At 70.5% G+C, this 21,968-nt stretch carries 16 protein-coding genes and 3 pseudogenes; 14 read left to right on the top strand and 5 right to left on the bottom strand.

Features of this window, described 5'->3' with window-relative positions; all coding sequences use genetic code 11:
- The first annotated feature begins 54 nt into the window (after positions 1 to 54).
- From FBY22_RS17895 to FBY22_RS17860, 8 genes are all read left to right on the top strand, one after another.
- Positions 55 to 1,002 (top strand): alpha/beta fold hydrolase, encoded by a 948-nt coding sequence (locus tag FBY22_RS17895; RefSeq protein ID WP_142146713.1) that lies wholly within the window; start codon positions 55 to 57, stop codon positions 1,000 to 1,002.
- A gap of 122 nt (positions 1,003 to 1,124) precedes the next feature.
- A complete protein-coding gene (locus FBY22_RS17890; protein WP_142146711.1) occupies positions 1,125 to 1,619 on the top strand; it encodes a cupin domain-containing protein in 495 nt (164 codons plus the stop codon).
- A gap of 227 nt (positions 1,620 to 1,846) precedes the next feature.
- Positions 1,847 to 2,467, top strand: coding sequence for an SDR family oxidoreductase (locus FBY22_RS17885; RefSeq protein ID WP_260844912.1), 621 nt, complete (start codon positions 1,847 to 1,849; stop codon positions 2,465 to 2,467).
- A gap of 203 nt (positions 2,468 to 2,670) precedes the next feature.
- On the top strand, positions 2,671 to 5,358 hold the full coding sequence (gene aceE / locus FBY22_RS17880) for a pyruvate dehydrogenase (acetyl-transferring), homodimeric type (protein ID WP_142146709.1): 2,688 nt from the start codon (positions 2,671 to 2,673) through the stop codon (positions 5,356 to 5,358).
- A 17-nt stretch (positions 5,359 to 5,375) separates the two neighbouring features.
- Positions 5,376 to 6,560, top strand: coding sequence for a 2-oxo acid dehydrogenase subunit E2 (locus tag FBY22_RS17875; protein ID WP_142146707.1), 1,185 nt, complete (start codon positions 5,376 to 5,378; stop codon positions 6,558 to 6,560).
- A 197-nt stretch (positions 6,561 to 6,757) separates the two neighbouring features.
- Positions 6,758 to 9,523, top strand: coding sequence for an AAA family ATPase (locus tag FBY22_RS17870; RefSeq protein WP_142146706.1), 2,766 nt, complete (start codon positions 6,758 to 6,760; stop codon positions 9,521 to 9,523).
- A 497-nt stretch (positions 9,524 to 10,020) separates the two neighbouring features.
- On the top strand, positions 10,021 to 10,752 hold the full coding sequence (locus FBY22_RS17865) for a sigma-70 family RNA polymerase sigma factor (protein ID WP_174267168.1): 732 nt from the start codon (positions 10,021 to 10,023) through the stop codon (positions 10,750 to 10,752).
- The gene (locus FBY22_RS17860) at positions 10,749 to 11,270 is read left to right on the top strand and encodes a MarR family winged helix-turn-helix transcriptional regulator (protein WP_142146704.1); all 522 of its coding nucleotides are present in this window, start codon (positions 10,749 to 10,751) and stop codon (positions 11,268 to 11,270) included. The genes FBY22_RS17865 and FBY22_RS17860 overlap by 4 nt, the downstream gene beginning before the upstream one ends.
- On the opposite strand, the gene FBY22_RS17855 is transcribed toward FBY22_RS17860, so the two are convergent.
- Positions 11,260 to 12,186, bottom strand: coding sequence for an alpha/beta fold hydrolase (locus FBY22_RS17855; RefSeq protein WP_142146702.1), 927 nt, complete (start codon positions 12,184 to 12,186; stop codon positions 11,260 to 11,262). The genes FBY22_RS17860 and FBY22_RS17855 overlap by 11 nt on opposite strands.
- A gap of 160 nt (positions 12,187 to 12,346) precedes the next feature.
- Here FBY22_RS17855 and FBY22_RS17850 point away from each other — a divergent pair, with 160 nt between their 5' ends.
- Positions 12,347 to 12,613, top strand: coding sequence for a WhiB family transcriptional regulator (locus tag FBY22_RS17850; protein WP_142146700.1), 267 nt, complete (start codon positions 12,347 to 12,349; stop codon positions 12,611 to 12,613).
- A 175-nt stretch (positions 12,614 to 12,788) separates the two neighbouring features.
- Complete coding sequence (locus FBY22_RS17845) at positions 12,789 to 14,420, top strand: ubiquinol-cytochrome c reductase cytochrome b subunit (RefSeq protein WP_142146698.1); 1,632 nt, start codon at positions 12,789 to 12,791, stop codon at positions 14,418 to 14,420.
- A 97-nt stretch (positions 14,421 to 14,517) separates the two neighbouring features.
- Here the strand turns inward: FBY22_RS17845 and FBY22_RS45050 are convergent, their stop codons facing one another.
- Complete coding sequence (locus FBY22_RS45050) at positions 14,518 to 14,700, bottom strand: hypothetical protein (RefSeq protein WP_260845006.1); 183 nt, start codon at positions 14,698 to 14,700, stop codon at positions 14,518 to 14,520.
- On the opposite strand from FBY22_RS45050, the pseudogene FBY22_RS17840 reads away from it, so the two are divergent.
- Positions 14,651 to 15,341 (top strand): annotated as a pseudogene (locus tag FBY22_RS17840) (alpha/beta fold hydrolase). The gene FBY22_RS45050 and the pseudogene FBY22_RS17840 sit on opposite strands and share 50 nt — an antisense overlap.
- Before the next feature lie 179 nt (positions 15,342 to 15,520).
- Here FBY22_RS17840 and FBY22_RS17835 read toward each other — a convergent pair.
- The 3 genes and pseudogenes from FBY22_RS17835 to FBY22_RS17825 form a co-directional block, all read right to left on the bottom strand.
- A pseudogene (locus FBY22_RS17835) lies at positions 15,521 to 16,454 on the bottom strand (ferritin-like protein).
- Between the two features lie 172 nt (positions 16,455 to 16,626).
- Positions 16,627 to 17,199: a YceI family protein gene (locus tag FBY22_RS17830; RefSeq protein ID WP_142146696.1), complete on the bottom strand. Its 573-nt coding sequence runs from the start codon at positions 17,197 to 17,199 to the stop codon at positions 16,627 to 16,629.
- A 706-nt stretch (positions 17,200 to 17,905) separates the two neighbouring features.
- Positions 17,906 to 18,175 carry a class I SAM-dependent methyltransferase gene (locus FBY22_RS17825; RefSeq protein WP_142146694.1) on the bottom strand — a complete coding sequence of 90 codons (270 nt, stop codon included), beginning with the start codon at positions 18,173 to 18,175 and terminating at the stop codon, positions 17,906 to 17,908.
- Between the two features lie 212 nt (positions 18,176 to 18,387).
- Between FBY22_RS17825 and FBY22_RS17820 the strand changes: the two genes are divergently transcribed.
- The 3 genes and pseudogenes from FBY22_RS17820 to FBY22_RS17810 all read left to right on the top strand — a co-directional run bounded on the left by FBY22_RS17820 (position 18,388) and on the right by FBY22_RS17810 (position 21,660).
- Positions 18,388 to 19,122: an alpha/beta fold hydrolase gene (locus tag FBY22_RS17820; RefSeq protein WP_142146692.1), complete on the top strand. Its 735-nt coding sequence runs from the start codon at positions 18,388 to 18,390 to the stop codon at positions 19,120 to 19,122.
- Positions 19,123 to 19,340: 218 nt separating this feature from the next.
- A pseudogene (locus FBY22_RS17815) lies at positions 19,341 to 20,573 on the top strand (NAD(P)/FAD-dependent oxidoreductase).
- Between the two features lie 220 nt (positions 20,574 to 20,793).
- The gene (locus FBY22_RS17810) at positions 20,794 to 21,660 is read left to right on the top strand and encodes a sigma factor (protein WP_142146690.1); all 867 of its coding nucleotides are present in this window, start codon (positions 20,794 to 20,796) and stop codon (positions 21,658 to 21,660) included.
- Positions 21,661 to 21,968 lie beyond the last annotated feature (308 nt).

Below are 21,968 nucleotides of genomic sequence, written 5' to 3'. Positions count from 1 at the left end.
CCCGACGGGAACCGCGGCTCCCCTCCCCCACCGCTCCTTCGTCGGAGGATTCGCATGTCAGCCCTGCCCCTGCTCGCCCCGCTGCGACGCGTCACGACCGACGTGCTCGAAGTCGCCTATTACGAGACGGGCTCCCCCGACGGTGACACCGTCGTCCTTCTGCACGGTTTCCCCTACGACATCCACAGTTACGTGGACGTGGCCCCCCTGCTGGCTGAAGGCGGATTCCGCGTCATCGTCCCCCACCTGCGAGGGCACGGCCCCACCAGATTCCTGTCCGACTCTCTTCCCCGTTCCGGCCAGCAGGCGGCCCTGGGGGCTGACGTCATCGCGCTCCTGGACGCCCTCGGCATCGAGCGGGCCTACCTCGCCGGCTATGACTGGGGCGGTCGCGCGGCCACGGTCGCCGCGGCGTTGTGGCCCGAACGGGTCCTCGGCCTGGTCTGCGTGAACGGCTACCTGATCCAGGATATCGGCGCCGCCATAAACCCCATCTCCCCCGAACTGGAGGCGGGTTTCTGGTACTTCTACTACTTCCTCACCGAGCGCGGCCGCACCGGACTGGCAGCCGATCCACGGGGCGTCGCCCGGGTCATCTGGAAACGCAACTCCCCCGTGTGGGCCTTCGGCGAAGCCGAACTGGAGCGGGCCGCTGAGGCCTTCACCAATCCGGACTACGTCGACGTCGTCATCCACTCCTACCGGCACCGGCTCGGCCTGGCACCGGGCGCGGACGCGTACGCCGATCTCGAAGCCCGCCTCGCCGGCCTTCCTCCGATCACCGTCCCCACGGTCACCCTGGACGGCACCGTCGACGGCAACTTCCCGGCGACCGACGGGTCATCGACCGCTCACCACTTCACCGGCCCGCGCCTGCACCTTCAGGTGGCGGACGCCGGCCACAACCTGCCGCAGGAACGCCCCGAGGCATTCGCCGCGGCGGTCCGGGACGTACGGGCCCTGCGACGGGGACACCCCCGCCACGACTGCCTTACCCGCTGACACCCGACCGCGCGGCACCTCGGCCCATCGCCGCGCCGACGTCACATCGGAGCGTGCCCACCGGTCACATCGAGTGCGGGCGGGCACGCGGCCGCCTGACCGCCTCAGGAAAGGAAACCACCATGTCGTACCCCTACCCGGAACAGAAGTACTTCGGAGACGACGGCGAGGTCAGCGCCGTGTTCCGGCCTGCCGACACCCCACCCGACCTCGGCGAGAGCGGGCCGGGCAAGGACGCCACCCACTACCTGGCCACCACCGGGACCACCCGCGGCGAGTTCGGGCTGTACCGCGTCGAGATGAGGCCGCGGGCCGGCGGCCCGAAGACGCACTTCCACAAGCGGATCTCGGAGTCGTTCTACATCCTGGACGGCACCGTGCGCATCTTCGACGGTGTGCGCTGGGTGGACGCCCGCAAGGGCGACTTCCTGCACGTGCCGCAAGGCGGGCTGCACGCCTTCCGCAACGACTCCGACGCACCGGCGGACATGCTCCTGCTGTTCACACCGGGCGCGCCGCGCGAGGAGTACTTCGAGCAGGTGTCACAGCTGGCGCACGCCTCGGAGGAGGAGCGCTCCGCGTTCTTCGACCGGCACGACTCCTACTTCGTGGACTAGGTCCACCCCTCCGGTGTCCCGCGGCACCCGCGTCCTCCCCGCGGTCGTGGTCGTGGGACACCCGCCGTCGGGACGACCCAGGTTCGGGTAACGGGCAGCTTGTCACAACAACACCTTTCGTCCGGTCAACAAGGCAGGGTGCGCGGGCGTATCCGACCTCGCCGCCGCTCTCTCAGCACGTCCTGGCCGTCACGCCCGACCGTCCCGCCCACGGCAAAGGAGACCGCATGAAAGTCGTCGTTGCAGGCGCCACGGGACGGCTCGGCTCGAGATCGGTCACCCGTCAGCGGGACCACGGGCCGCAAGTGGTGCCCCTCTCCCGCGCCCTGGGCGTCAACCTCGGTGACGCACACGTTCTGCGCCGAGCACTGCGCGGTGCGCAGATCCTGGTGGACGTCACCGACGCGCCCGCGCGACAGCAGGATGTCAGCACGGCGTTCTTCGGCGGCACCACCCGCAGCCTCCTGATGGCCGCCGGGGATGCCGGCGTCGAGCACCACGTGGCACTGTCCGCCGTGAGCGCCGACCGCGTCGCCTCGGGTTACCTCCGGGCCAAGGCCGCGCAGGAGGACCTCCTCCGCCGCTCCGCACTGCCGTATTCCCTGGTGCGGACCACTCCGTTCGTCGAGTCCGTGGAGAGCGCCGTCTGCGCGGGCGTGCACGCGGACGGGTTGTACGCAGCCCCGCTGCTGCCACCGGTCGCGGCCGGCGACGTTGCCACCCCCTCGCCCACGTCGCCGTCGCGGTGCCGCTGTTCGGCGTCCTGGAGGCCGGCGGACCCGAGGAGCGACCGTTCGAGGACCTCGCCGCCGACGGGCTCACCGCCCAGGACTGCGCGACTCCCGTGATCGGCGACGCACAGACGCCGTTCTTCGGTGCCCTGATCGGGGAGCGGACCCTGCTGCCCGGACCGGACGCCCATCTGGGCCGTCACACGTTGGGCCTGTGGCTCAAAGACCGCTGATCTACCCGCGCCGCACCGTCCGACGGCCGGCGGCATCCACCACTCCCTCCCGTCTCCCCCGCCCCCATGCCTTGAGGAAGGCCGCCCATGAGTGACCCGTCCCGGCCCAACGCGACCCCGTCGAGTAGTGAGCTCGACCAGCTTCCAGACCGTGACCGCGAGGAGACCGCCGAGTGGCAGGCCTCCCTCGACGCCGTCATACGCAACGCCGGACCCGATCGGGCGGTGTACCTGATCCGGCGCGTGCACGAGTACGCGGCCCGCGCCGGCCTGTCCGTGCCGGGGCTGCTCACCACGGACTACGTCAACACCGTCCCGGCGGCCGCGCAGCCAGCGTTCGATGGCGACATCGCCATGGAAACCAGGATCACCGCCCTGAACCGGTGGAACGCCGCAGCCATGGTCACCCGCGGCTCCCGGCTCGGCCTGGGCGGACACATCTCCACCTACGCCTCGGCGGCCTGGCTGTACGAGATCGGCTTCAACCACTTCTTCCGTGGCAAGGAACAGGACGGCTCGGGCGACCAGTTGTTCCTCCAGGGGCACGCCTCGCCGGGCATCTACGCCCGGGTGTTCCTCGAAGGCCGCCTGAGCGAGCAACAGTTGGACGGCTTCCGGCGCGAGGCCGGCGGTCACGGCCTCCCGTCCTACCCGCACCCCAGGCGCCTGCCGTGGCTGTGGGAGTTCCCGACCGTGTCCATGGGCCTCGGCCCTCTTGACGCCGTCTACCAGGCACGCTTCAACCGCTACCTGCAGGCCCGCGGCATCAAGGACACCTCCGCCTCACGCGTGTGGGCGTTTCTCGGCGACGGGGAGACGGACGAACCGGAGGCCACGGCCGCCCTGACGCTGGCCTCCCGTGAGGGCCTGAACAACCTCACCTTCGTGATCAACTGCAACCTGCAACGCCTCGACGGACCCGTGCGCTCCAACTCCAAGATTGTGCAGGAGCTGGAGGCCCGGTTCCGCGGGGCGGGCTGGAACGTGGTCAAGACCCTGTGGGGCGAGGCCTGGGACCCGCTGCTGGCCCAGGACACGACCGGCGACCTGGTGCGCCGCCTGGGCGAGGAGCCCGACGCCCAGATGCAGACCTTCGCCGCGCGGGACGCCGCCTACATCCGCAAGAACTTCTTCGTCGGAGACGCCCTGTCCGCCCTCTCCGCCACCCTGAGCGACGCCCAGGTGGTGGAGCTGTTCGAGAATTCCCGCGGTGGGCACGAGCCGTTGAAGGTGTACGCCGCCTACCGGGCCGCCGTCGAACACCGGGGGGCACCGACGGTGATCCTCGCCCAGACGGTCAAGGGGCACACCCTCGGATCGGCGTTCGAGTCCCGCAACGCCAACCACCAGATGAAGAAACTGACCATGGCGCAGTTCCGTGAGCTGCGCGACGTGCTGGACCTGCCCATCCCCGACAGCGCCCTCGCCGGTGACGTCGTCCCCTTCTGGCATCCGGGGGAGAACTCGCCCGAGGTGCGGTACCTGCGCGAGCGGCGCGCCGCACTGGGCGGTCCCACCCCCGCGCGCCGTGTGATCGCCAAGCCTCTGCCGGAGCCCGCCGCGCAGCCGTTCGAGGCGCTGCTCAAGGGCTTCGGCCACCAGGAAGTCGCCACCACCATGGCCTTGGTCCGCCTGGTGAAGGACCTGATGCGGGACGGCCGCACCGGCCCCCGCTGGGTGCCGATCATCCCCGACGAGGCCCGTACCTTCGGCATGGAGTCGATGTTCCCCACGGCCGGCATCTACTCGCCGCGGGGCCAGACCTACGACCCCGTCGACGCCGACCAGCTGCTGCACTACAGGGAGAGCGAGACCGGGCAGCTCCTCATCGAGGGCATCACCGAAGCCGGTTCCATGGCCGAATTCACCGCCGCCGCGACCTCGTACGCCACCCACGGCGAGCCGATGATCCCGTTCTACATCTTCTACGCCATGTTCGGCTTCCAGCGCACCGGCGACCAGTTCTGGGCCCTAGCCGACCAGATGGGCCGCGGGTTCGTCGTCGGCGGCACCGCCGGACGCACCACCATGACTGGCGAAGGTCTCCAGCACGGCGACGGCCACTCGCATCTCCTGGCCGCCACCAACCCGGCGGCCGTCAGCTACGACCCGGCTTTCGCCTTCGAGATCGCGGTCATCGTCCGCGACGGCCTGCGCCGGATGTTCGGGGAGCGGCCCGAGAACGTCTTCTACTACCTCACGGTCTACAACGAGCCGAAGCCCCAGCCGCCCATACCGGCGCTGCCCGGCATTGAGGCGGGCATCGTCCGCGGCCTGTACCCGTTCCGGCCCGGCGACCCCGCCGTGTCCGGCCCCCGGCTGCAGCTCCTGGCCTCCGGCACCGCCGTCCACTGGGCACTGCGCGCGCAGGCACTACTCGCCGCCGACTGGAACGTGCGCGCCGATGTCTGGTCGGTGACCTCCTGGACGGAGCTCCGCCGGGACGCGATGGACGCCGACACCGCCCGCACGCGCGGCGAGACACGTGTGCCCTTCGTGACCGAGGCGCTCGCCGGTGCGCCGGGTCCGGTCCTGGCCGTCAGCGACTGGATGCGCCAGGTCCCCGACCAGATCGGCCAGTGGATCGAGCAGGACTACTACTCACTGGGCACGGACGGATTCGGCCTGTCCGACACCCGCGAGGACGTACGGCGCTACTTCCGTGTGGACGCCGAATCGATCACCGTGACGGCCCTGGACCGGCTGGCACGGGCCGGACAAGTGGACCCCGACACCGTCGACCGCGCCCGCAAGCACTACGGCCTGGACACCTGAAGGAGCCATACGCCGCCATGACTATTTCCGTGCCCCTTCCCGCGCTCGGCGAGTCCGTCACCGAGGGCACCGTGACCCGCTGGCTTAAGCAGCCCGGCGAGCACGTCCAGGAGGACGAACCGCTGCTGGAGGTGTCCACCGACAAGGTGGACACCGAGATCCCCGCTCCCGCCACAGGAGTCTTGCTGACCATCGTCGTCGGCGAGGACGAGACGGTCGAAGTGGGCGCCGAGCTCGCCGTCATCGGCCCGCCCGACGCCGAACCGTCGACGGCGACCGCGGTCACCGCCGCCCCGGCCCCGCCGGTAACCACACCGCAGCCCTCCCCCTCACCGGCACCGGTCGCGCAGCCGCCCGCCACGGCGCCAATGCCGCACCCCGCACCCGCCGCCGCACCCGCCCCGATGCCGGCACCGGCACCCGCGGCCGCTCCGACTCCGCTCCCCATCCCAGCAGCGGCAACGGCAGCGGCTCCGCCACCGGCCGCCCTGCGCGGGCACACCGCCGCCGTCCCCCGCCTGCGCAAGGCTGTCGGCGACAGTCTCAAGCAGGCGCTGCTGGAGCAGGCGCAGCTGACCTCCACCGTCGAGGCCGACGCCACCGGCCTGTTGCGGCTGTGGCGGCGGACAGCGGACGGCTTCATGGCCCGCGAGGGCTTCGCCCTGACACCGTTGCCGTTCTTCGTCCTGGCCGCCGCCCAGGCGCTCAAGGCACATCCCGTCATCAATGCCAGGATCGACACGGGCGGCGCGACCATCACGTACTACGACACCGAGAACGTCGGCATCACGGTCGACACCGACCAGGGGCCGGTGACTCCAGTGGTGCGGGGCACGGGCGATCTGACCGTCAGCGGCATCGCCCGTGCCGTCCACGACCTCACCGACCACGCCCTCGCCGGCCGACTCACGCCCGCGGACGTGGCCGGAGCCACCTTCACGGTCTCCGACACCGGAACACGCGGCGCCCTCTTCGACACCCTCATCGTCCCGCCGGACCAGGCGGCCATCCTGGGCGTGGGAGCCGCGGTCAGACGGCCCGCGGTCGTACAGGACGGCGACGAAGAGTTCATCGGTGTCCGCGAACTGGTCCACCTCTCGCTCTCCTACGACCACCGGCTGATTGACGGCGCGGACGCCGCCCGCTATCTGACCACCGTGAAGAAGATCGTCGAGGCGGCGGCGTTCGAGGACATACGCTGACGCGACGGCGGTGGCCACGGATACGCCGGACACGAACCGCCGACGGTCCGGCAACACACGCCGGCCGGCCCCGGCCGCGGCTCCACCACGGCCCGACACGACGCCACTGCCCTGCGCCTCACCCACGAGGTGACCAGCGGCGCAGATGAGTTGTGTGGCCGAAGACCAGATATATACGCTCGCAGCCGGGGGTGTTCATGAAAGGCGAGAATCCGGGCTTCCTGCACGGGCGGCAGAGCGAGCGAGCGGTGCTGGACCGGCATCTGGCCAAGGTGCGCGACGGCCACAGCGCGGTCCTCGTGCTGCGCGGTGAGGCCGGTATCGGCAAGTCCGCCCTGCTGGAGTACGTGGCCGAGACCGCCGAGGCCTGCACCGTGGTGCGCGCGGCGGGAGTCGAGGCCGAGATGGAGCTGGCCTTCGGGGGTCTGCACCAGCTGTGCGCGCCCTTCCTCGATCGCCTCGGGCACCTCCCCGATCCGCAGCGGACGGCCCTGGAGACCGCCTTCGGGCTCAGCGCGGGCACTCCCCCGGACCGGTTCCTCGTGGGGCTGGCGGTCCTCAGCCTGCTCGCCGACGTCGCTGAGGAGACGCCGCTGATCTGTCTCGTCGACGACGTGCAGTGGCTCGACCGCGTCTCGGCCCAGATCGTCGGGTTCGTCGCCCGGCGTCTGATGGCGGAGCGCGTGGGGCTGATCTTCGCCGTCCGCGAGGCGGACGGCGAACGCGCCCTGCAAGGGCTGCCCGAGCTCACCCTCGGGGGGCTGAGCGAGCCCGACGCCCGCGCCCTGCTGACCTCCGTACTTCCCGGCCGGTTCGACGAGCCGGTCCGCAGCAGGATTCTGTCCGAAGCGCGCGGCAATCCGCTGGCCCTGCTGGAACTGCCCCGCAGCACCTCCGCGGCCGAACTCGCGGGCGGCTACGCCTCACCGTCGATGGGGCCACTCATCGGCAGGCTCGAGCACAACTTCAGCCTGCGCGTCGAGGAACTTCCCCCACAGACGCGGCGGCTGCTGCTACTTGCGGCGGCCGAGCCCGTCGGCGATGTCTCACTGCTCCGCCGCGCCGCCGACATTCTCGGCGTGTCCATGAGCGAGGTCTCCCCCGCGGTGGCCGCGAACCTGCTGGAAGTGCGCACACGGGTCCAATTCCGGCATCCGTTGGTGCGCTCGGCCGTCTACCGCACGGCGGGACCGGCCGAGCGCCGTGAGGTGCACCGAGCACTGGCCGAGGCCACGGACGCGCGGGCCGACCCCGACCGCCGCGCCTGGCACCTGGCCCGCGCCGCGGCGGAGCCCGACGAGGCCGTGGCGGACGAACTGACCCGCTCGGCCGACCGCGCGCAGGCGCGTGGCGGCATCGCCGCATCGGCGGCCTTCCTGGAACGAGCGGCCGAGCTGACGCCTGATCCCTCCCGCCGCCGCAGCAGAGCGCTGGCAGCGGCCCGGGCCAAGTACCTCGCCGGAGCGTTCGACGCCGCGCTCGAGCTGCTGAACGTGGCCGAGATGGGCGCGCTCGACGATCTCCAGCACGCCCAGGCCAGCCTGCTGCGTGGACAGATCACCTTCGGATCCCGCAGCGCCGGTGCCACCGTGCCGCTGCTGCTCACGGCGGCCCGGGAGTTCGAGCCGCTCGACGCCGGCATAGCGCGCGAGACCTACCGGGACGCGTTCTACGCGGCCCTCACCGCGGGCCGTGTGTCCAGCGGCCCCGGCCTCGAGGAGGTCGCCCGGGCCGCACGCACCACGCCCCCGACGGCTCACCCCGGACCCACCGACCTCTTCCTCGACGGCCTGGCCCTGGCCACCACGGACGGCTACGCGGCGGGCGCCCCGATTCTGCGCCGCGCGCTGAACACGCTGCGGTGCGGCGGCTTCACGGTGGAACAGTCGCTGGGCTGGCTCCCGTTCGCCTGCCGCATGGCCCACAACGTGTGGGACTTCGACAGCTGGAGCACCCTGTCGGCCAAGCTCGTCCGTCTGGCACGGGAGACGGGAACCCTGTCCGTGCTGCCCTCGGCGCTCCTGCTGCGGCTGTCGAACCGGGTCTTCGCCGGTGATCTGGACGACGCGGACTCGCTCGCCGCGGAAGCGGTGACGATCGGCGAGGCCACCGGCAGCCACTTCCTCGCACACTACGGGGCGTTGGTGATCGAACCCTGGCGTGGCCGCGAGACCGAGACGCTGCGGGCGATCGGAACGATCACTGGTGACCGGACCCTCAGCGGCGAGGGAAAGGCGCTCACGGCTCCCCAGTGGGCGCTGGCTGTGCTGTACAACGGCCTTGGGCGGTACGAGGAGGCCTGTGCCGCCGCCGCCAAGGGCTGCGAGTACCCGCAGGAGCTGGGGCTCGCCCTCTCCTCCCTGGTCGAGCTGGTGGAGGCGGCGGCCCGCAGCGGGCAGCGGGACCTCGCAGTCGAGGCCGCCGGTCGCCTCGCGACCATCTGCCAGGCAAGTGGCACGGCCTGGGCGACGGGCACTTCCGCGGCGGGGCGTGCCCTGATCAGTGAGGGGGACACGGCCGACGCCCTGTACCGGGAGGCGATCGCCCGGCTGGAGAGCACCCCGGTGCGAACGGCGCTCGCCCGCACCCGGCTGCTGTACGGCGAGTGGCTGAGCCGCGAGAACCGCCGCGCCGAGGCCCGGGACCAGCTGGCCCGCGCCCACGAGATCCTCGACCGGGCTGGCGCGGAGGCCTTCGCCGAGCGCGCCCGCCGGGAGCTGGAGGCCGCCGGGGAGACGGTGCGCAGGCGCGACACCGGCACCGACGAGGCGCTCACGCCTCAGGAGGCCCAGATCGCCCGGCTGGCCGGCGCAGGGCTGACCAACCTCGAGATCGGCGCGCAACTGTTCCTCAGTCCGCACACCATCGAGTGGCATTTGCGGAAGGTGTTCACGAAGCTCGGGATCCGGTCCCGCAAACAGCTGGGCGCCGTGCTGCCGGGCGGGGCGGCGACCCCCGCCTGACCCCCTGGCCAACACGAGTGGCCCGGACGGCCGCCTGTCCCACGCGGCGTTCGCGGAAGGCGTGCTCGAGGCGCTGCGCACCTGGCACACCCCCCGCGAATTCGCCACCAGCGTCCTGCTGCACGGGCCGCACAAGCGGCCTCCCGCCTCGCGGTGCGCCCACGAACTCCTCTGACCATGGCCCATGGCTCCGGGCCGTCCGGGGCAGGTCCCGTCGAGGTCAGGTCCCGGCCAGGGGCCCGAGGCGTGGGGCCGGGGGGCGGGTCCCAGGGGCGTGGGGGGCCGGGGGCAGACCCCGGGGGGCGTCCGGGGCCAGGGGGTGGCGGGCCCCGGGGGCCTGCGGACCAGGGGGTGGTAGGCCCTGGCCACGTGGCGGCCACGGTACGACCACGGGGTGCCCCACGGTCTATCAGGGGCGCGGCAGTGCCCGTGTCGGCGCGAAGTTGGTGTCGGTGGCGAGGGAAGCCGCCGATCCCCAGCCAACAGAGGAGCCGATCGTGGACACATCTGTGATCGCAACCCGGCAGAGTCCGCAGTCGGTGATGGTGACCATCACTGCCGCGCCTGTAGAACTCAACGACGCGGTCTTCGTGTTCGGCCGCGTCGGGCCAGGACTGCTCAAGATCGCCAACCGGATCCTCCGAGATCCCGGCGAAGCCGAGGACGTCATCCAGGAGGCGTGGCTGCGCTGGCAGGGCACGGACCGCACGGTCGTCGCCGACCCCGGTGCGCTGCTCCGCACGACGACCGTCCGGCTCGCCATCAACGTGCTGCAGTCGGCTCGCAGACGCCGCGAGTCCAGTGCCACCCCCTGGCTGCCGGAGTCCACGGACACCACGATGACACCGGAGGCCCTGGCCGAACGCCAGGACTCGGTGGAGCATGCCGTTCTACTGCTTCTGCAGACCCTTACCCCTAACCAGCGCGCGGCGTACGTGCTGCGCGAGGCGTTCGGCTATTCCTACGACCAGATCGGCGACCTGCTCCGCCTGTCCGTGGCGAACGTACGGCAGCAGGTCTCCCGCGCGCAGGACAGACTGAACAACCGGCGGCACCGGCAGCACGTGGACGCGGCCACCCATCGGCGGCTCGTTCAGGCCATCTTCACCGCCGCCCGCACAGGAGACCTCGACCGTCTGGAGCACGTGCTGACCGGCCAGGACGCGCCGTACTCCGGCGGGGGGACGGCCGCACGCGACGGCGCGTCTTCCTACCGGGCCACCGCATGACCGGCACGTCGCACGGGGAGGTGGTGCGCGAGGTGCGCACCGGCCCTGCCGACGATCGCACTCAGTCCTGCGCGACCGACCGGTGGGACGCCCTCGACCGCCTTCACCGCCGGGTCCAGGGGACGGTGGAGCGGCGGCTGCGCGAGGAGACCGGGTTCGGGTTGAGTGAAGTTCAGGCTCTGCGTTACGTGGGAAGGAGCTCCGTCCCGGGCGCCGGCGCCGAACCCCTGCGGCTCGGGGATGTGGCCAACGGGCTCGGCCTGAGTCAGTCCGCCACGAGCAGGCTGATGGCACGCCTGCGCCGACAGGGCCTGATCATCTCGAGCGTCGTCGACCACGACCGGCGCGGCGTGCAGGTGCTGCTGACCCCGGCGGGGCACGCCGCGCTGCGTCGTACCGCGTCCCGTTACGAACAGGTCGTCCGGGACGCGGTCCGCGATCTCGGCTCCCAGGACGCGGATCCCCTCCTGCGGCATCTCCTCCTCGGCGAGAGCGACGCCCGCGTGGTCATCCGTTGAGGAAGTCGCGCACGGCCGCCGTGAAGCTCTCGGGACGCTCGATGTGCCCGAGATGGCCGGTCTCCTGCAGGATCACCAGCCGGGCGTCGGGAAGGAGCTGATGCATCATGCGCGCCCAGCGCGGCCCGCAGATGAAGTCGTCCCCACCGACCAGGACCAGGGTCGGGACGGTGAGCCGGGGCAGTTCCTCACGGACGTCGAACGGGGGCTCCACCCCCCAGGCCGGTGCCGCGAACATCCGCAGGGATGCCCGCCCCGCGGCAAACTCCTCCTCGCGGCCCCAGTAGTCGTGAAAGTAGGCGGGCGAGATGGTGCGCAGCACTTTCGTCGCGCCCTCGTCGTCGGACCGGTCGAGTCGCGTGGTGAGATCCGCGACGTAGGTGGCCACTTCCGGCCGCTCGTCGGCGTGCCGCTGAACGAAGCTCTCCATGTTGGCCACCGCGGCCGCCCAGAACTCCTCTCCCGTCATCGGTGAGGTGTCGTACAGGACGAGGGACGTCAGGCGCTCGGGGTGGCCGAGGGCGTAGCGCTGCGCGATGAAGCCGCCGTGGGAGTGGCCCAGTAGGGCCACCTTGGCGAGGCCCAGGTGTTCGATCACCGCGTGCAGGAAGTGGGTGTAGGTGGCGAGGGTGTAGTCGCGTGGGTCGGCCAGCCGGCCGGAATCGCCCGTGCCGACCGGCTCGAGGTAGACGACGGTCATGCTGCGCTCCAGCTCGGGCATGCGCAGGTACTCCCAGCCGATGCCCGGCCCTCCGGAGTGTGCGACGCACACCGGGCCGGTTCCGGCGACGTGGTAGCGCTGGTCGACGGCGGCCGTGCCGTGCTGGACGACGAGGGTGTGGGTGCCCGGGGACAGGGGGTCCCGGAGATCGACGGCTGGGCTGGGTAGGGGCCTCAGGCCCTGTGTGGCGTTCACAACTCACAGATGGTGCGACGCCCCGGAGCCCCGCTCAAGACATTGTGTCTGTTGTCACACTGTATTTCACACTGTTGCCCTCCGCCTGGAATGTCACAGGGACTCCCTTCGGACGGTCAGATACATGAGAGGCATCCGAGACGAGTAAGGAGGCGCTGTCATGAGTTGGCGTGAGAGAGCGGCCTGCCGGGATGTCGACCCCGACCTGTTCTTCCCCATCGGCACCGCGGGTCTGACGCTGGTCCAGATCGACGAGGCGAAGGCCGTCTGCGCCCGGTGCCCCGTGCGGGAGCGGTGTCTGCAGTGGGCGCTGGACGTCGGGCAGGTCGAGGGCATCTGGGGCGGCACGACGGAGAGCGAGCGCCGCGCGACGCGGCGACGCTCGGCACGCAAGGACGTCGAGCGGATCGGCGCGAAGGCGTCCTGACCCGGACAACCCCGGCATGATCCTGTCTTACGGTCATGTCACACCTTCACCACTTTCCCGGTCCCTTCTGATGAGGGCAACGAAACCCGGTGCGGCAGTTCGTCGCCATGCACCGTTTCGTTGCGCAGGCCCGGCCGCAAGGCGCTCCCGGTGATGTGTTGATGGTGGTAATGACATGAGCGACGCAATCGAACCGGTCACCACGGCGGGCAGCCGCAGCGGTGGCAAGATCGCCGACTGGGCGAGAACACGGATGGGGATCGGGTCCACCACCACGACCGGCACACGCAGGGCCCGTCCGGAGCACTGGTCGTTCCTGCTGGGCGAGATCTGTCTCTACAGCTTCGTCGTCCTGCTCATCACCGGCGTGTATCTGACGTTCTACTTCCACCCGTCGTCGAACGAGGTCGTCTACGACGGCAGTTACGCTCCGCTGCGCGGCCAGTTGGTGTCCGAGGCGTTCGACTCGACGATGCATATCTCCTTCGACGTACGCGGCGGCCTGCTCATCCGTCAGGCCCACCACTGGGCGGCACTGATCTTCGTCGCAGCCCTGCTGGCCCACCTGATGCGCGTGTTCTTCACCGGCGCCTTCCGCAAGCCGCGCGAGCTGAACTGGGTGGCCGGTTTCGCACTGCTCGTCCTCGGCATGTTCGGTGGTCTGACCGGCTACGACCTCCCCGGCGACCTCCTGTCGGGAACCGGGCTCGCCGTGGTGAACGGGACACTTCTGTCGGTACCGATCGTCGGCACCTACGTGTCGATGTTCCTGTTCGGCGGCGAGTTCCCCGGGCACGACCTGGTGCCCCGCTTCCACATGATCCACGTCCTGGTCATTCCGGCGCTGATGCTGGCGCTCGTCGCCTTCCACGCCTTCCTCGGGCACCGGCACCGACACACCCAGTACCCGGGACCTGGCCGTACGGAGCGAAACGTGGTCGGCCCGCCGATGCAGGTGTACGTGGTCAAGGCGGGTGGCTATTTCTGCCTGGTCGCCGGGGTCGTCTTCACCATCGCCGCGATCGCCCAGATCAACCCCGTCTGGGAGTTCGGCCCCTATCGCGCCGATCAGGTCTCCGCGGGATCCCAGCCCGACTGGTACATGGGCATCGCCGACGGGCTGCTGCGTGTCATGCCCGGGTGGGAGGTGAATCTCTGGGGCCACACCCTGGCCCTGGACAATCTGATCCCTCTCCTCGCCGGCCTCGGCTTCTTCCTCGTCATGGGCGCCTACCCGTTCATCGAGGCCTGGGTCACCGACGACGACCGCGAACACCACCTACTGGAACGGCCACGCAACCGGCCCGTGCGCACGGCATTCGGCGTGGCATGGCTCGGGGTGTACCTGGCGGCTCTGCTCGGAGCCGCGAACGACATCATCGCCATGACCTTCCACATGTCGGTCAACACGGTCACCTGGACGGTCCGCATCGCCCTTTTCGTGGTACCGGTCGTCCTCTTCCTCGTGACCAAGCGCATCGCCCTCGGTCTGCAACGCCGCGATCGCGACAAGGTCCTGCACGGCCGCGAGACGGGCATCATCAAGCGCCTGCCGCACGGCGAGTACGTCGAGGTGCACCAGCCCCTCGACCCCTACGAACTCCATGCCCTCACGGCGCATGAGCAGTACCGGCCCCTCGACCCGGGACAACGCGACGGAGACGGCCACGCGAGCGGCAGGGTGCGGCGGTTGCGCGCGCGGCTCAGCCGCGGCTTCTACGGCGAGGGGACACAGATCCTCAAACCCACCGTCCAGGAGTACAGGGAAATCACCGGCAAACATCACTTCACCAGCAAAAAAGACTAGCAGACACAAACTGTCACACTTGCGACACGCACACGGTCCTTGAAGGTGACAGCACACCGCTTCCCGAAGGGCCTCTCATGAACCGCAGTTTCACCTATCAGCGGGTCCGCACCCCGCTTTCCCTCCTGGCCACCGCCTCCGTCGCCACCGCCCTCATCGCCACTGCGGTCGCCCCCGCCCACGCGGACAGGACCACGTCCGCACCGGAGAGCGAGAAGAAGCCCACGGTGGTGCTCGTGCACGGCGCGTTCGCCGATTCCACCAGCTGGAACGGCGTCATCAGGAGGCTGAGGCACGAGGGTTACCCCGTCGTCGCCGCGGCCAACCCTCTGCGCGGGCTGAACAACGACGCCTCCTACCTCAAAGAGGTCCTGGCCGGCATCGACGGCCCGGTGGTCCTGGCCGGACACTGGCGGATCGGTGATCAGCGACGCCGCCCACGACGCCGACAACGTCAAGGCCCTGGTGTTCGTCGCCGCCTTCCTCCCCGAAAAGGGAGAGAGCGCCGTCGAGTTGTCGGGCAAGTTCCCCGGCAGCACCCTCGGCGACGCTCTGCGCTCCGTGCCGGTCACCCTGCCGGACGGCTCCCGCGATGCGGACCTGACGATCGAGCCGAGCAAGTTCCACCAGCAGTTCGCCGCTGACGTCCCCCGCAACACCACGGACCTCATGGCCGTCACGCAGCGCCCGATCACCAATGCCGCGCTGGCGGACGACGCCTCCGAGCCCGGCTGGAAGAACATCCCGTCCTGGGCCGTGGTCGCCACCCAGGACCGCAACATCCCGGCGCAGGTCCAGATCTTCATGGCACAGCGCGCACACGCCCACATCACGCGCGTACGGGCATCGCACGCCGTGAGTGTCTCCCACCCCGCCGACGTCGCCGGGGTGATCGAGGCAGCCGCTCGGACCGTGCGCTGACCCACCGGTGCCGCGGGTCAGGGGGCGTGCAGATTCCGCGCCTGACCCGCACCAACGTCGGGGCCCCTGGACCAACGGTTCAGGGGGCCACCATGGGTTCGGGGGTCAGCCGCGATCTTCCGGAGCAACGTAGTCGAAGGTCGGGCCCGCGGTCAGGCCTTCGTCGTCGGGCATCGACATCAGGCTCTGCGCCTGCCCCTTGAGTACATCGTGCCCACCGACACCCCGAGCATCGCGGGATTGCCGTTGAACGCCTGCTCCAGGAGCTGCAGCAGCTTGCCGTACGCGATGTTGAACGCCTCTTGCGCCGTGCGGATCGCACTGCCCTCCGGATGGTCCTCCAGCCGCGGGTTGGGCCGCATCGGGCGCACCCCGGCGGGGTCGACGGTGAGCGTCTCGCCGGTGGGCCCTGTCTCCGGTGTGTCCCCCGGCTGGTAGCGCCGGCCCTGTGCGAGCTCCTGGAAGCGGTAGTAGTGCGAGACCGCCTTGGTCTGCGGGTGGAACATGTCCATGTCCCCGTCCCACACGTCGACGCGTGCCGCGCCCTCGCCCTGCTCCACGATCTCCTCCAGGGCGGAGAGCGCCGAGGCGAGATCGGTGACCGGGCTCAGCCGCCCGCCGGTGTGCCCGAAGGGTCCTGCGGCCACCTGGCGGGCGGGATCACCGGTGAAGACCTTTTCCTCGCCGAGCTCGGCGCACAGGTGTCGCAGGCCCTTCTCGATCGCGTCGTAGAACTGGCCGATCGTCATGTAGGCGTCGCCCTCGGCCAAGGTCGCCCGGGTGGGCGGGTTGTTCGAGGCGGAGGAACATGGTGACCGCCTCCTGACCGAAGGGCAGCAGGGACAGCTGCATGGAGGGGTCGGCGTGCGGCATGGGCCGCGGATGCGGCGCCAGTATTTGCGGGGTGTCGACGCGAGGTTGCCCGCCGACCGCGTTCAGGAGGTTCGCCACCAGCGCGAGGTGGATCATCTCCTCGACGAACACGCTGCTGACCACTTCGACGGCGTGGGCGTTCCGCTCGGGGTCGAGCGAGTAGAGGGCTGTGAGGTAGGGCGGCAGCGTGGCGTGTTCCAGCTCGATGGCCCACTGCAGGTGCTCTCGCAGGTCCTCCATCGCCGTGATCGGGCGGAACCGGGTCGGGCCGGTGGGGTCTTGATGATTCATGGGGGGTATCACCTGGGATTCGTGCGTACGGTTCGGGCGCGGTTGCGGACCGACCTGTGGTCACCGGCATCGCCGCCGGCGGGGACCGCGCGGGGCGGTCGGTGTTGTGGCGCGGGGTTGGTCATGCGGCATACGAGCGGGAGAGGCGGACGGCGGAGATGTCGAAGTTGAGCCTGACCTTGTCGCTGATGAGGACGCCGCCGGTTTCGTCGGGCGTGTTCCCGCCGAGCCCCCAGTCGGAGCGGCGCACCAGAGCGGTGCCGGAGAAGCCGACACGGTGGTCTCGGCTCTCGTCCTGCGTGGCCCCGTTGAGGGCGAGGTGGATGTGGAGAGGGAGTTCGATGTCCTTGATCCTGAGGTGGCCCATCAGACGGAACTGGCCGTCTCCGCGGTCGGCGAGGCCGGCGGAGCGGAAGACCATCAGAGGATAGGTGGCGGCGTCGAGGAAGTCCGGACCCGCGAGATGGGTGTCCCGGTGAGGGCTGCCGGTGTCGATACTGCCGGTCTGGACGCTCAAATAGGCCTCGGACCGGCTGAGCTGGTACCCGTCCAGCTTGACCAGCCCCTCGAACGCGCCGAAGCGCCCGCGCACGTTCGCGATCATGGCGTGCCGGACGGAGAAGCCGATGGTGCTGTGTGCCAAGTCGATGGTGTAGACACCTGTCAGCGCTGTGTACGGGACGACGGTCGACATATGCGGGTCCTTGCGGTCGCTGGTCACGACGATCAGTCGTTGCGAGCCGTCGCCGTGTGCCTGCCGGTGGTGGAGCGGACCGCGGCCGAGGAGACCCGGGCAAGGTCCGCAGAGGGACTGACAGGTGAGGGCCCGCGCGTGTGACACTGGGACCGCCTCCGGGACGGCGTTCTGTGTGTCACAGCGTGTCAAGGGGTAATGGGTCGCCGTTTACGCGCGTCATACGGTCAGCACCGCGGGATCGCCCGCGTCGGGCAACCGGGTGACTCCTCGCTGCTGGGCCAGCTCAGCGGCGATTTCGTCCCGGAAGGCCGGCCACATCCAGAAGGTCTCCGTGCGCTCGGGCAGGACACCGGTCGTCCCGCACCCAGTTGTCGAAACGTGTCCGGAAGCGGCCGGCGTCGGCCGACAGCACCATGCCCCCGACCGTACTCGTGCCGCCCTAGTGTCGGGCGGCAGCGGATGGACGGTGCGCACCCGCGGGAGACATGCCGCCGGGGGAAGCTGCAGCGGAAAGACGCCGCCGGGACAGAGCGCTTCGGTGACGGCGGGGTGGAGCCGTCGGCGTGAGGAAGGATCGAGGCACGCCAGGGTGTTGTGGCAGACGGCGACTTCCGCGACCCGCTGCAGGCCGGTCTCCGGGAGGGTGGAGGGGTGGACGGTGATCCGTTTGCGCGCGTCGGAGGGAAGGACACCGGCCGGGTCATCAGGGTGGCGCGCATGGCCGCGTGGGTTCGACGGCGTGCACGCTGACGTCGGACCCTGCGAGGCCCAGCGGGGTGACACGGCCGGTGCCCGTGCCGAGGTCCAGCACACCGACCCGCGCGTTGCCCACCGCTTCTCCGCAGAGTTGCCGCACGTGCGCGGCATCGGCCTCGCCTTGCAGCACGTCGTAGAACTCGGAACTGACGGCGTAGGCCTCTCCGGAGGGCGCGCTCGTCGGATGCGCGGGCGAGCGGGACGAATGCGAGTACATCCCCCAGTTGACAGGTCCGGCGCCCGCGGCGCGGGTTCTCCGCCTGCCCATTCCCTCCCACCGCACTGGGGAGCGGCACATACCCATGACACTGTGTGCCACTATGTTGGGTGTATCCGACGCGGCACATGATGCTCGTCGTCCCGGCCCGCCGCGGCCGCACAGCCTCCCCGGATCCCGGCCGCGGCCCCTATCACGAGGGATGTACCGACATGCCCGCCATCCTCATCCACGGCGTTCCCGACACCCACCGCGTGTGGAACGGCGTACGCCGGCACCTGACCCGCTCCGACGTCGAGGCCTGGGACCTGCCCGGATTCGGCACCCCCCGCCCCACCGGCTTCGGATCCGGCAAGGAGGAGTACGTCGACTGGCTCGTCGAACGCCTCGAGCGCGTCGGCGAGCCCGTGGACCTGGTCGGTCACGACTGGGGCTGCATTCTCACCGCCCGCGCCGCCTCCCTCCGCCCCGACCTGGTGCGCACCTGGGCCGGTGGCAACGGACCCATCAGTTCCCGCTACGTCTGGCACCCGCTGGCCGAGACCTGGCAGGATCCCGTCGCCGGCGAGCGGTTCATGGCCGAACTGGACCCTGAGTCCTTCGCGAAGGACCTGGTGAACGGCTTCGACGCGCCCGCCGAACCGGTAGAGGAGATGGTCCGGCACGTCGACGGCACGATGAAGGACAGCATCCTGCGGCTGTACCGGTCCGCCGTGACCATGGGGACGGAGTGGGAACCGGCCCTGTCGAACGTCACCGCACCCGCGCTGGTGTTCTGGGGCGAGCGCGACCCGGCCTGCCAGATCGAGTTCGGCGACGAACTCGGCGCCGCCCTGCGCGCCACCCGCGTCCTCCATCTCGACTGCAACCACTGGACGGTGCTGGAGCGGCCCGCGGAGGTGGCCGCCGCCCTCGAGGCGCACTGGGCGCAAGGCACCGGACGCTAGCGCCGGCGGCGACGAGGGACGCGGATCTGCGGACCGCCTCGGCCACGGTCGTGGAACACGGACGTCGTCCGCGCCCTCGTCGCGCTGCTCCGCTCTGCCCTCGCAGGCCCGCACGCTGTCTGCGCGGCGCGGGCCGGTGTCACAACCTGCGGGTTCCACGGTCTTTCCGCACGAGGGCACACCAGTGTCCGGTGCGCGCGAGCGGAGACGGGAACATCATGTCGCGAGAAAACGGGTTCGTGATCGTCGGGGGCGGCCTCGCCGCGGGCAAGGCCGCCGAGGAACTCCGGCGTCAGTCCTACGACGGCCCGCTCGTCCTCATCGGGGACGAAGCGGAGCGTCCATACATCCGACCGCCGCTGTCCAAGGGGTACCTGCTGGGCAAGGAGGACCGCGAGTCCATATTCGTGCATTCCGAGGACTGGTACCGCGAGCACGACGTCGAGCTGATGACGGGAACGCGCGTGACGGCCGTCGACGCACACACCCGCCAGGTCGAACTCACCGGCGGACGCCGGATGTCCTACACCAAGCTGCTCCTGGCGACCGGATCCTCCCCCCGCCGGCTGAGCGTGCCCGGGGCGGACCTGGACAACGTGCTGTACCTGCGCCGCGTGGGAGACAGCGAGCGGCTCAAGGCCGCCTTCACCCCCGGGGCCGGATCGTCGTCGTCGGCGGCGGCTGGATCGGCCTGGAGACCCCCGCGGCGGCCCGGACGGCCGGGGCGCTGGTGACCGTCCTGGAGCACTCCGAGCTGCCGTTGCTGAAGGTGCTCGGCCGGGGGGCGGCCGAGGTCTTCGCCGACCTGCACCGGGATCACGGGGTCGTCCTGCGGCCCCACGCCGCCGTCGAACGCATCACCGGTGACGGCACCCGCGCCGACGGCGTCCAGCTCGCCGACGGAACCCGACTGCCCGCCGACGCCGTGGTGGTGGGCATCGGCATCACCCCCAACGTCCAGCTCGCCGAGGCGGCGGGACTGGAGGTGCGCAACGGCATCGTCACCGACGAGCGTCTGCGCACCTCGGCCCAAGACGTGCACGCCGCAGGCGACGTCGCCAATGCCTACCACCCCCGGCTCGGCCGGCATCTGCGGGTGGAGCACTGGGCCAACGCCCTGCACCAGCCCCGCACGGCGGCACTGGCCATGCCCGGGAAGGAGGCGGCATACAACCGGCTGCCGTACTTCTACACCGACCAGTACGACCTCGGGATGGAGTACACGGGGTACACCGAGCCCGGCGGCTACGACCGCGTCGTCTTCCGCGGGAACCCGGCCGAGCGGCGGTTCATCGCCTTCTGGTTGTCCGGGGACCGGGTCCTGGCGGGCATGAGTGTGAACGTGTGGAACGTCATCGACTCCGTCCGCGCCCTCGTCGAGTCCGGTGCCTCCGTGGCGAACGCGGGCCCTGTCCGATCCCGAGACGCCCCTGGACAGCCTTCTGCCCTGACGACCGCCGCGAGGGTGACCGCGGCCCGCTGCGCACGGGGGCGCCGCCGCGTACGACCGGGAAACCGTGTCACACGATCTGCCGCTGTCCGGTCAGCAGTGCATCGGTTGGCCCCGTCGGACGAAAGCGGACTGCCCCATTGTCGGGAGCCGCGGCGGACATCGGCCGGAATCAGGGGTGGCACCGCCTTCTCGGGTGCTGTGCGAAGGGGTGATGCCAGATGGACCGGGTACAGGACGACGAGACGGTGCCGATCGCGGAGCTGCTCGACGAGCGACGCCGACTGCTCAACGTGGCCTACTGGATGCTGGGCCGGAGCCAGGACGCCGACGACGTCGTGGCGGAGGCCTACCGGCGCTGGTACGGCCTGTCCGACGGCCACAGGATCCGTATCGCCGAACCCCGGTCCTGGCTGGTGACGACCGTCGGCGGCATCTGTCTGGAGCGCTTGGCGCCGACCGGGCGGTCGCATCCGGGCCCGGTCGGCGCGGCGCCCCCTCAGGACCTGGACGAAGAGGTGAGCCAGGCCCTCCTCGAGGCGCTGGACACGCTGTCACCGGCCGAGCGGGCAGCATTCGTCCTCAACGACGTGTTCGGGATGGCTCCGGGGACGGTCGCCGCCATCGTCGGACAGACGGAACAGGAATGCGACGAACTCGCCGCCCGGGCCCGGCACAGCCTTGGGACCAGGTGGGCACACCCCACGACACCGCAGCAGCACGACCGTGTGGTGCGAGCGGTCCGACAGGCTTGCGTGGCAGAGAACCCCGCCCGCCTGACATCCCTCCTGGCACCGGACGCCACGGTGTTCTTCGACGGAGGTGGCAAGGTCAGAACCCTGACCCGGCCCGTCCACGGCGCACGGCGCGTCACCCGCAGCCTGCTGACCCTCCTAGCTGGCCGCCCCGGCACCACACTGCACTGCCAGTCCGTCAACGCCCGCACCGGAATAGTGGTGCGCTACGGCGACGAGGTCGCCGCGGTCATCAGCCTGGACGTCGCGGGCGACCGCGTCGTGCAGATCTGGGCGGTCCTCAACCCTGACAAGCTCCGCCACTGGAACCGGGCGGCCACGCAGGAGAAATGAGGGCAACGCGTGGGCCAGGACTTCGATTCGCGTGCCGCTGGTGTCTCACTGGCTCAAGAAGCTCTTGACGACGTCGGCGCCCGCATCCGACGATCGGCGCCTCGACTGCGCCACCTTTGCGAGCAGTCCCGACGGGAACCCGGCCAAACGCCCGCGGACACCCGCCGACCACGGCCGATTCCGCCCCTGTCCGGCCCGGAGTCCAGTCACCCACGACGTGACCGGTTTGCACCGTGTCCGCACCGCTGAGGTGCCGCTCACGAAAGGGTGAAAGGACAGTGGTAGTCGCCTGGCTCGACGGGGCCTCG

The organism is Streptomyces sp. SLBN-31 (assembly GCF_006715395.1).
GTDB lineage: Bacteria > Actinomycetota > Actinomycetes > Streptomycetales > Streptomycetaceae > Streptomyces.
Note: the sequence above shows the minus strand (reverse complement) of the source record. Positions and strands in the feature narration are given on the sequence as shown.

Bases quoted from the DNA above. Each gene is read 5' to 3' on its own strand.
- FBY22_RS17895 (WP_142146713.1), top strand. From the start codon at position 55: ATGTCAGCCCTGCCCCTGCTCGCCCCGCTGCGACGCGTCACGACCGAC.
- FBY22_RS17890 (WP_142146711.1), top strand. From the start codon at position 1,125: ATGTCGTACCCCTACCCGGAACAGAAGTACTTCGGAGACGACGGCGAG.
- FBY22_RS17885 (WP_260844912.1), top strand. From the start codon at position 1,847: ATGAAAGTCGTCGTTGCAGGCGCCACGGGACGGCTCGGCTCGAGATCG.
- aceE (WP_142146709.1), top strand. From the start codon at position 2,671: ATGAGTGACCCGTCCCGGCCCAACGCGACCCCGTCGAGTAGTGAGCTC.
- FBY22_RS17875 (WP_142146707.1), top strand. From the start codon at position 5,376: ATGACTATTTCCGTGCCCCTTCCCGCGCTCGGCGAGTCCGTCACCGAG.
- FBY22_RS17870 (WP_142146706.1), top strand. From the start codon at position 6,758: ATGAAAGGCGAGAATCCGGGCTTCCTGCACGGGCGGCAGAGCGAGCGA.
- FBY22_RS17860 (WP_142146704.1), top strand. From the start codon at position 10,749: ATGACCGGCACGTCGCACGGGGAGGTGGTGCGCGAGGTGCGCACCGGC.
- FBY22_RS17850 (WP_142146700.1), top strand. From the start codon at position 12,347: ATGAGTTGGCGTGAGAGAGCGGCCTGCCGGGATGTCGACCCCGACCTG.
- FBY22_RS17845 (WP_142146698.1), top strand. From the start codon at position 12,789: ATGAGCGACGCAATCGAACCGGTCACCACGGCGGGCAGCCGCAGCGGT.
- FBY22_RS45050 (WP_260845006.1), bottom strand. From the start codon at position 14,700: ATGACGCCGTTCCAGCTGGTGGAATCGGCGAACGCGCCGTGCACGAGC.
- FBY22_RS17830 (WP_142146696.1), bottom strand. From the start codon at position 17,199: ATGTCGACCGTCGTCCCGTACACAGCGCTGACAGGTGTCTACACCATC.
- FBY22_RS17825 (WP_142146694.1), bottom strand. From the start codon at position 18,175: ATGTACTCGCATTCGTCCCGCTCGCCCGCGCATCCGACGAGCGCGCCC.
- FBY22_RS17820 (WP_142146692.1), top strand. From the start codon at position 18,388: ATGCCCGCCATCCTCATCCACGGCGTTCCCGACACCCACCGCGTGTGG.
- FBY22_RS17810 (WP_142146690.1), top strand. From the start codon at position 20,794: ATGGACCGGGTACAGGACGACGAGACGGTGCCGATCGCGGAGCTGCTC.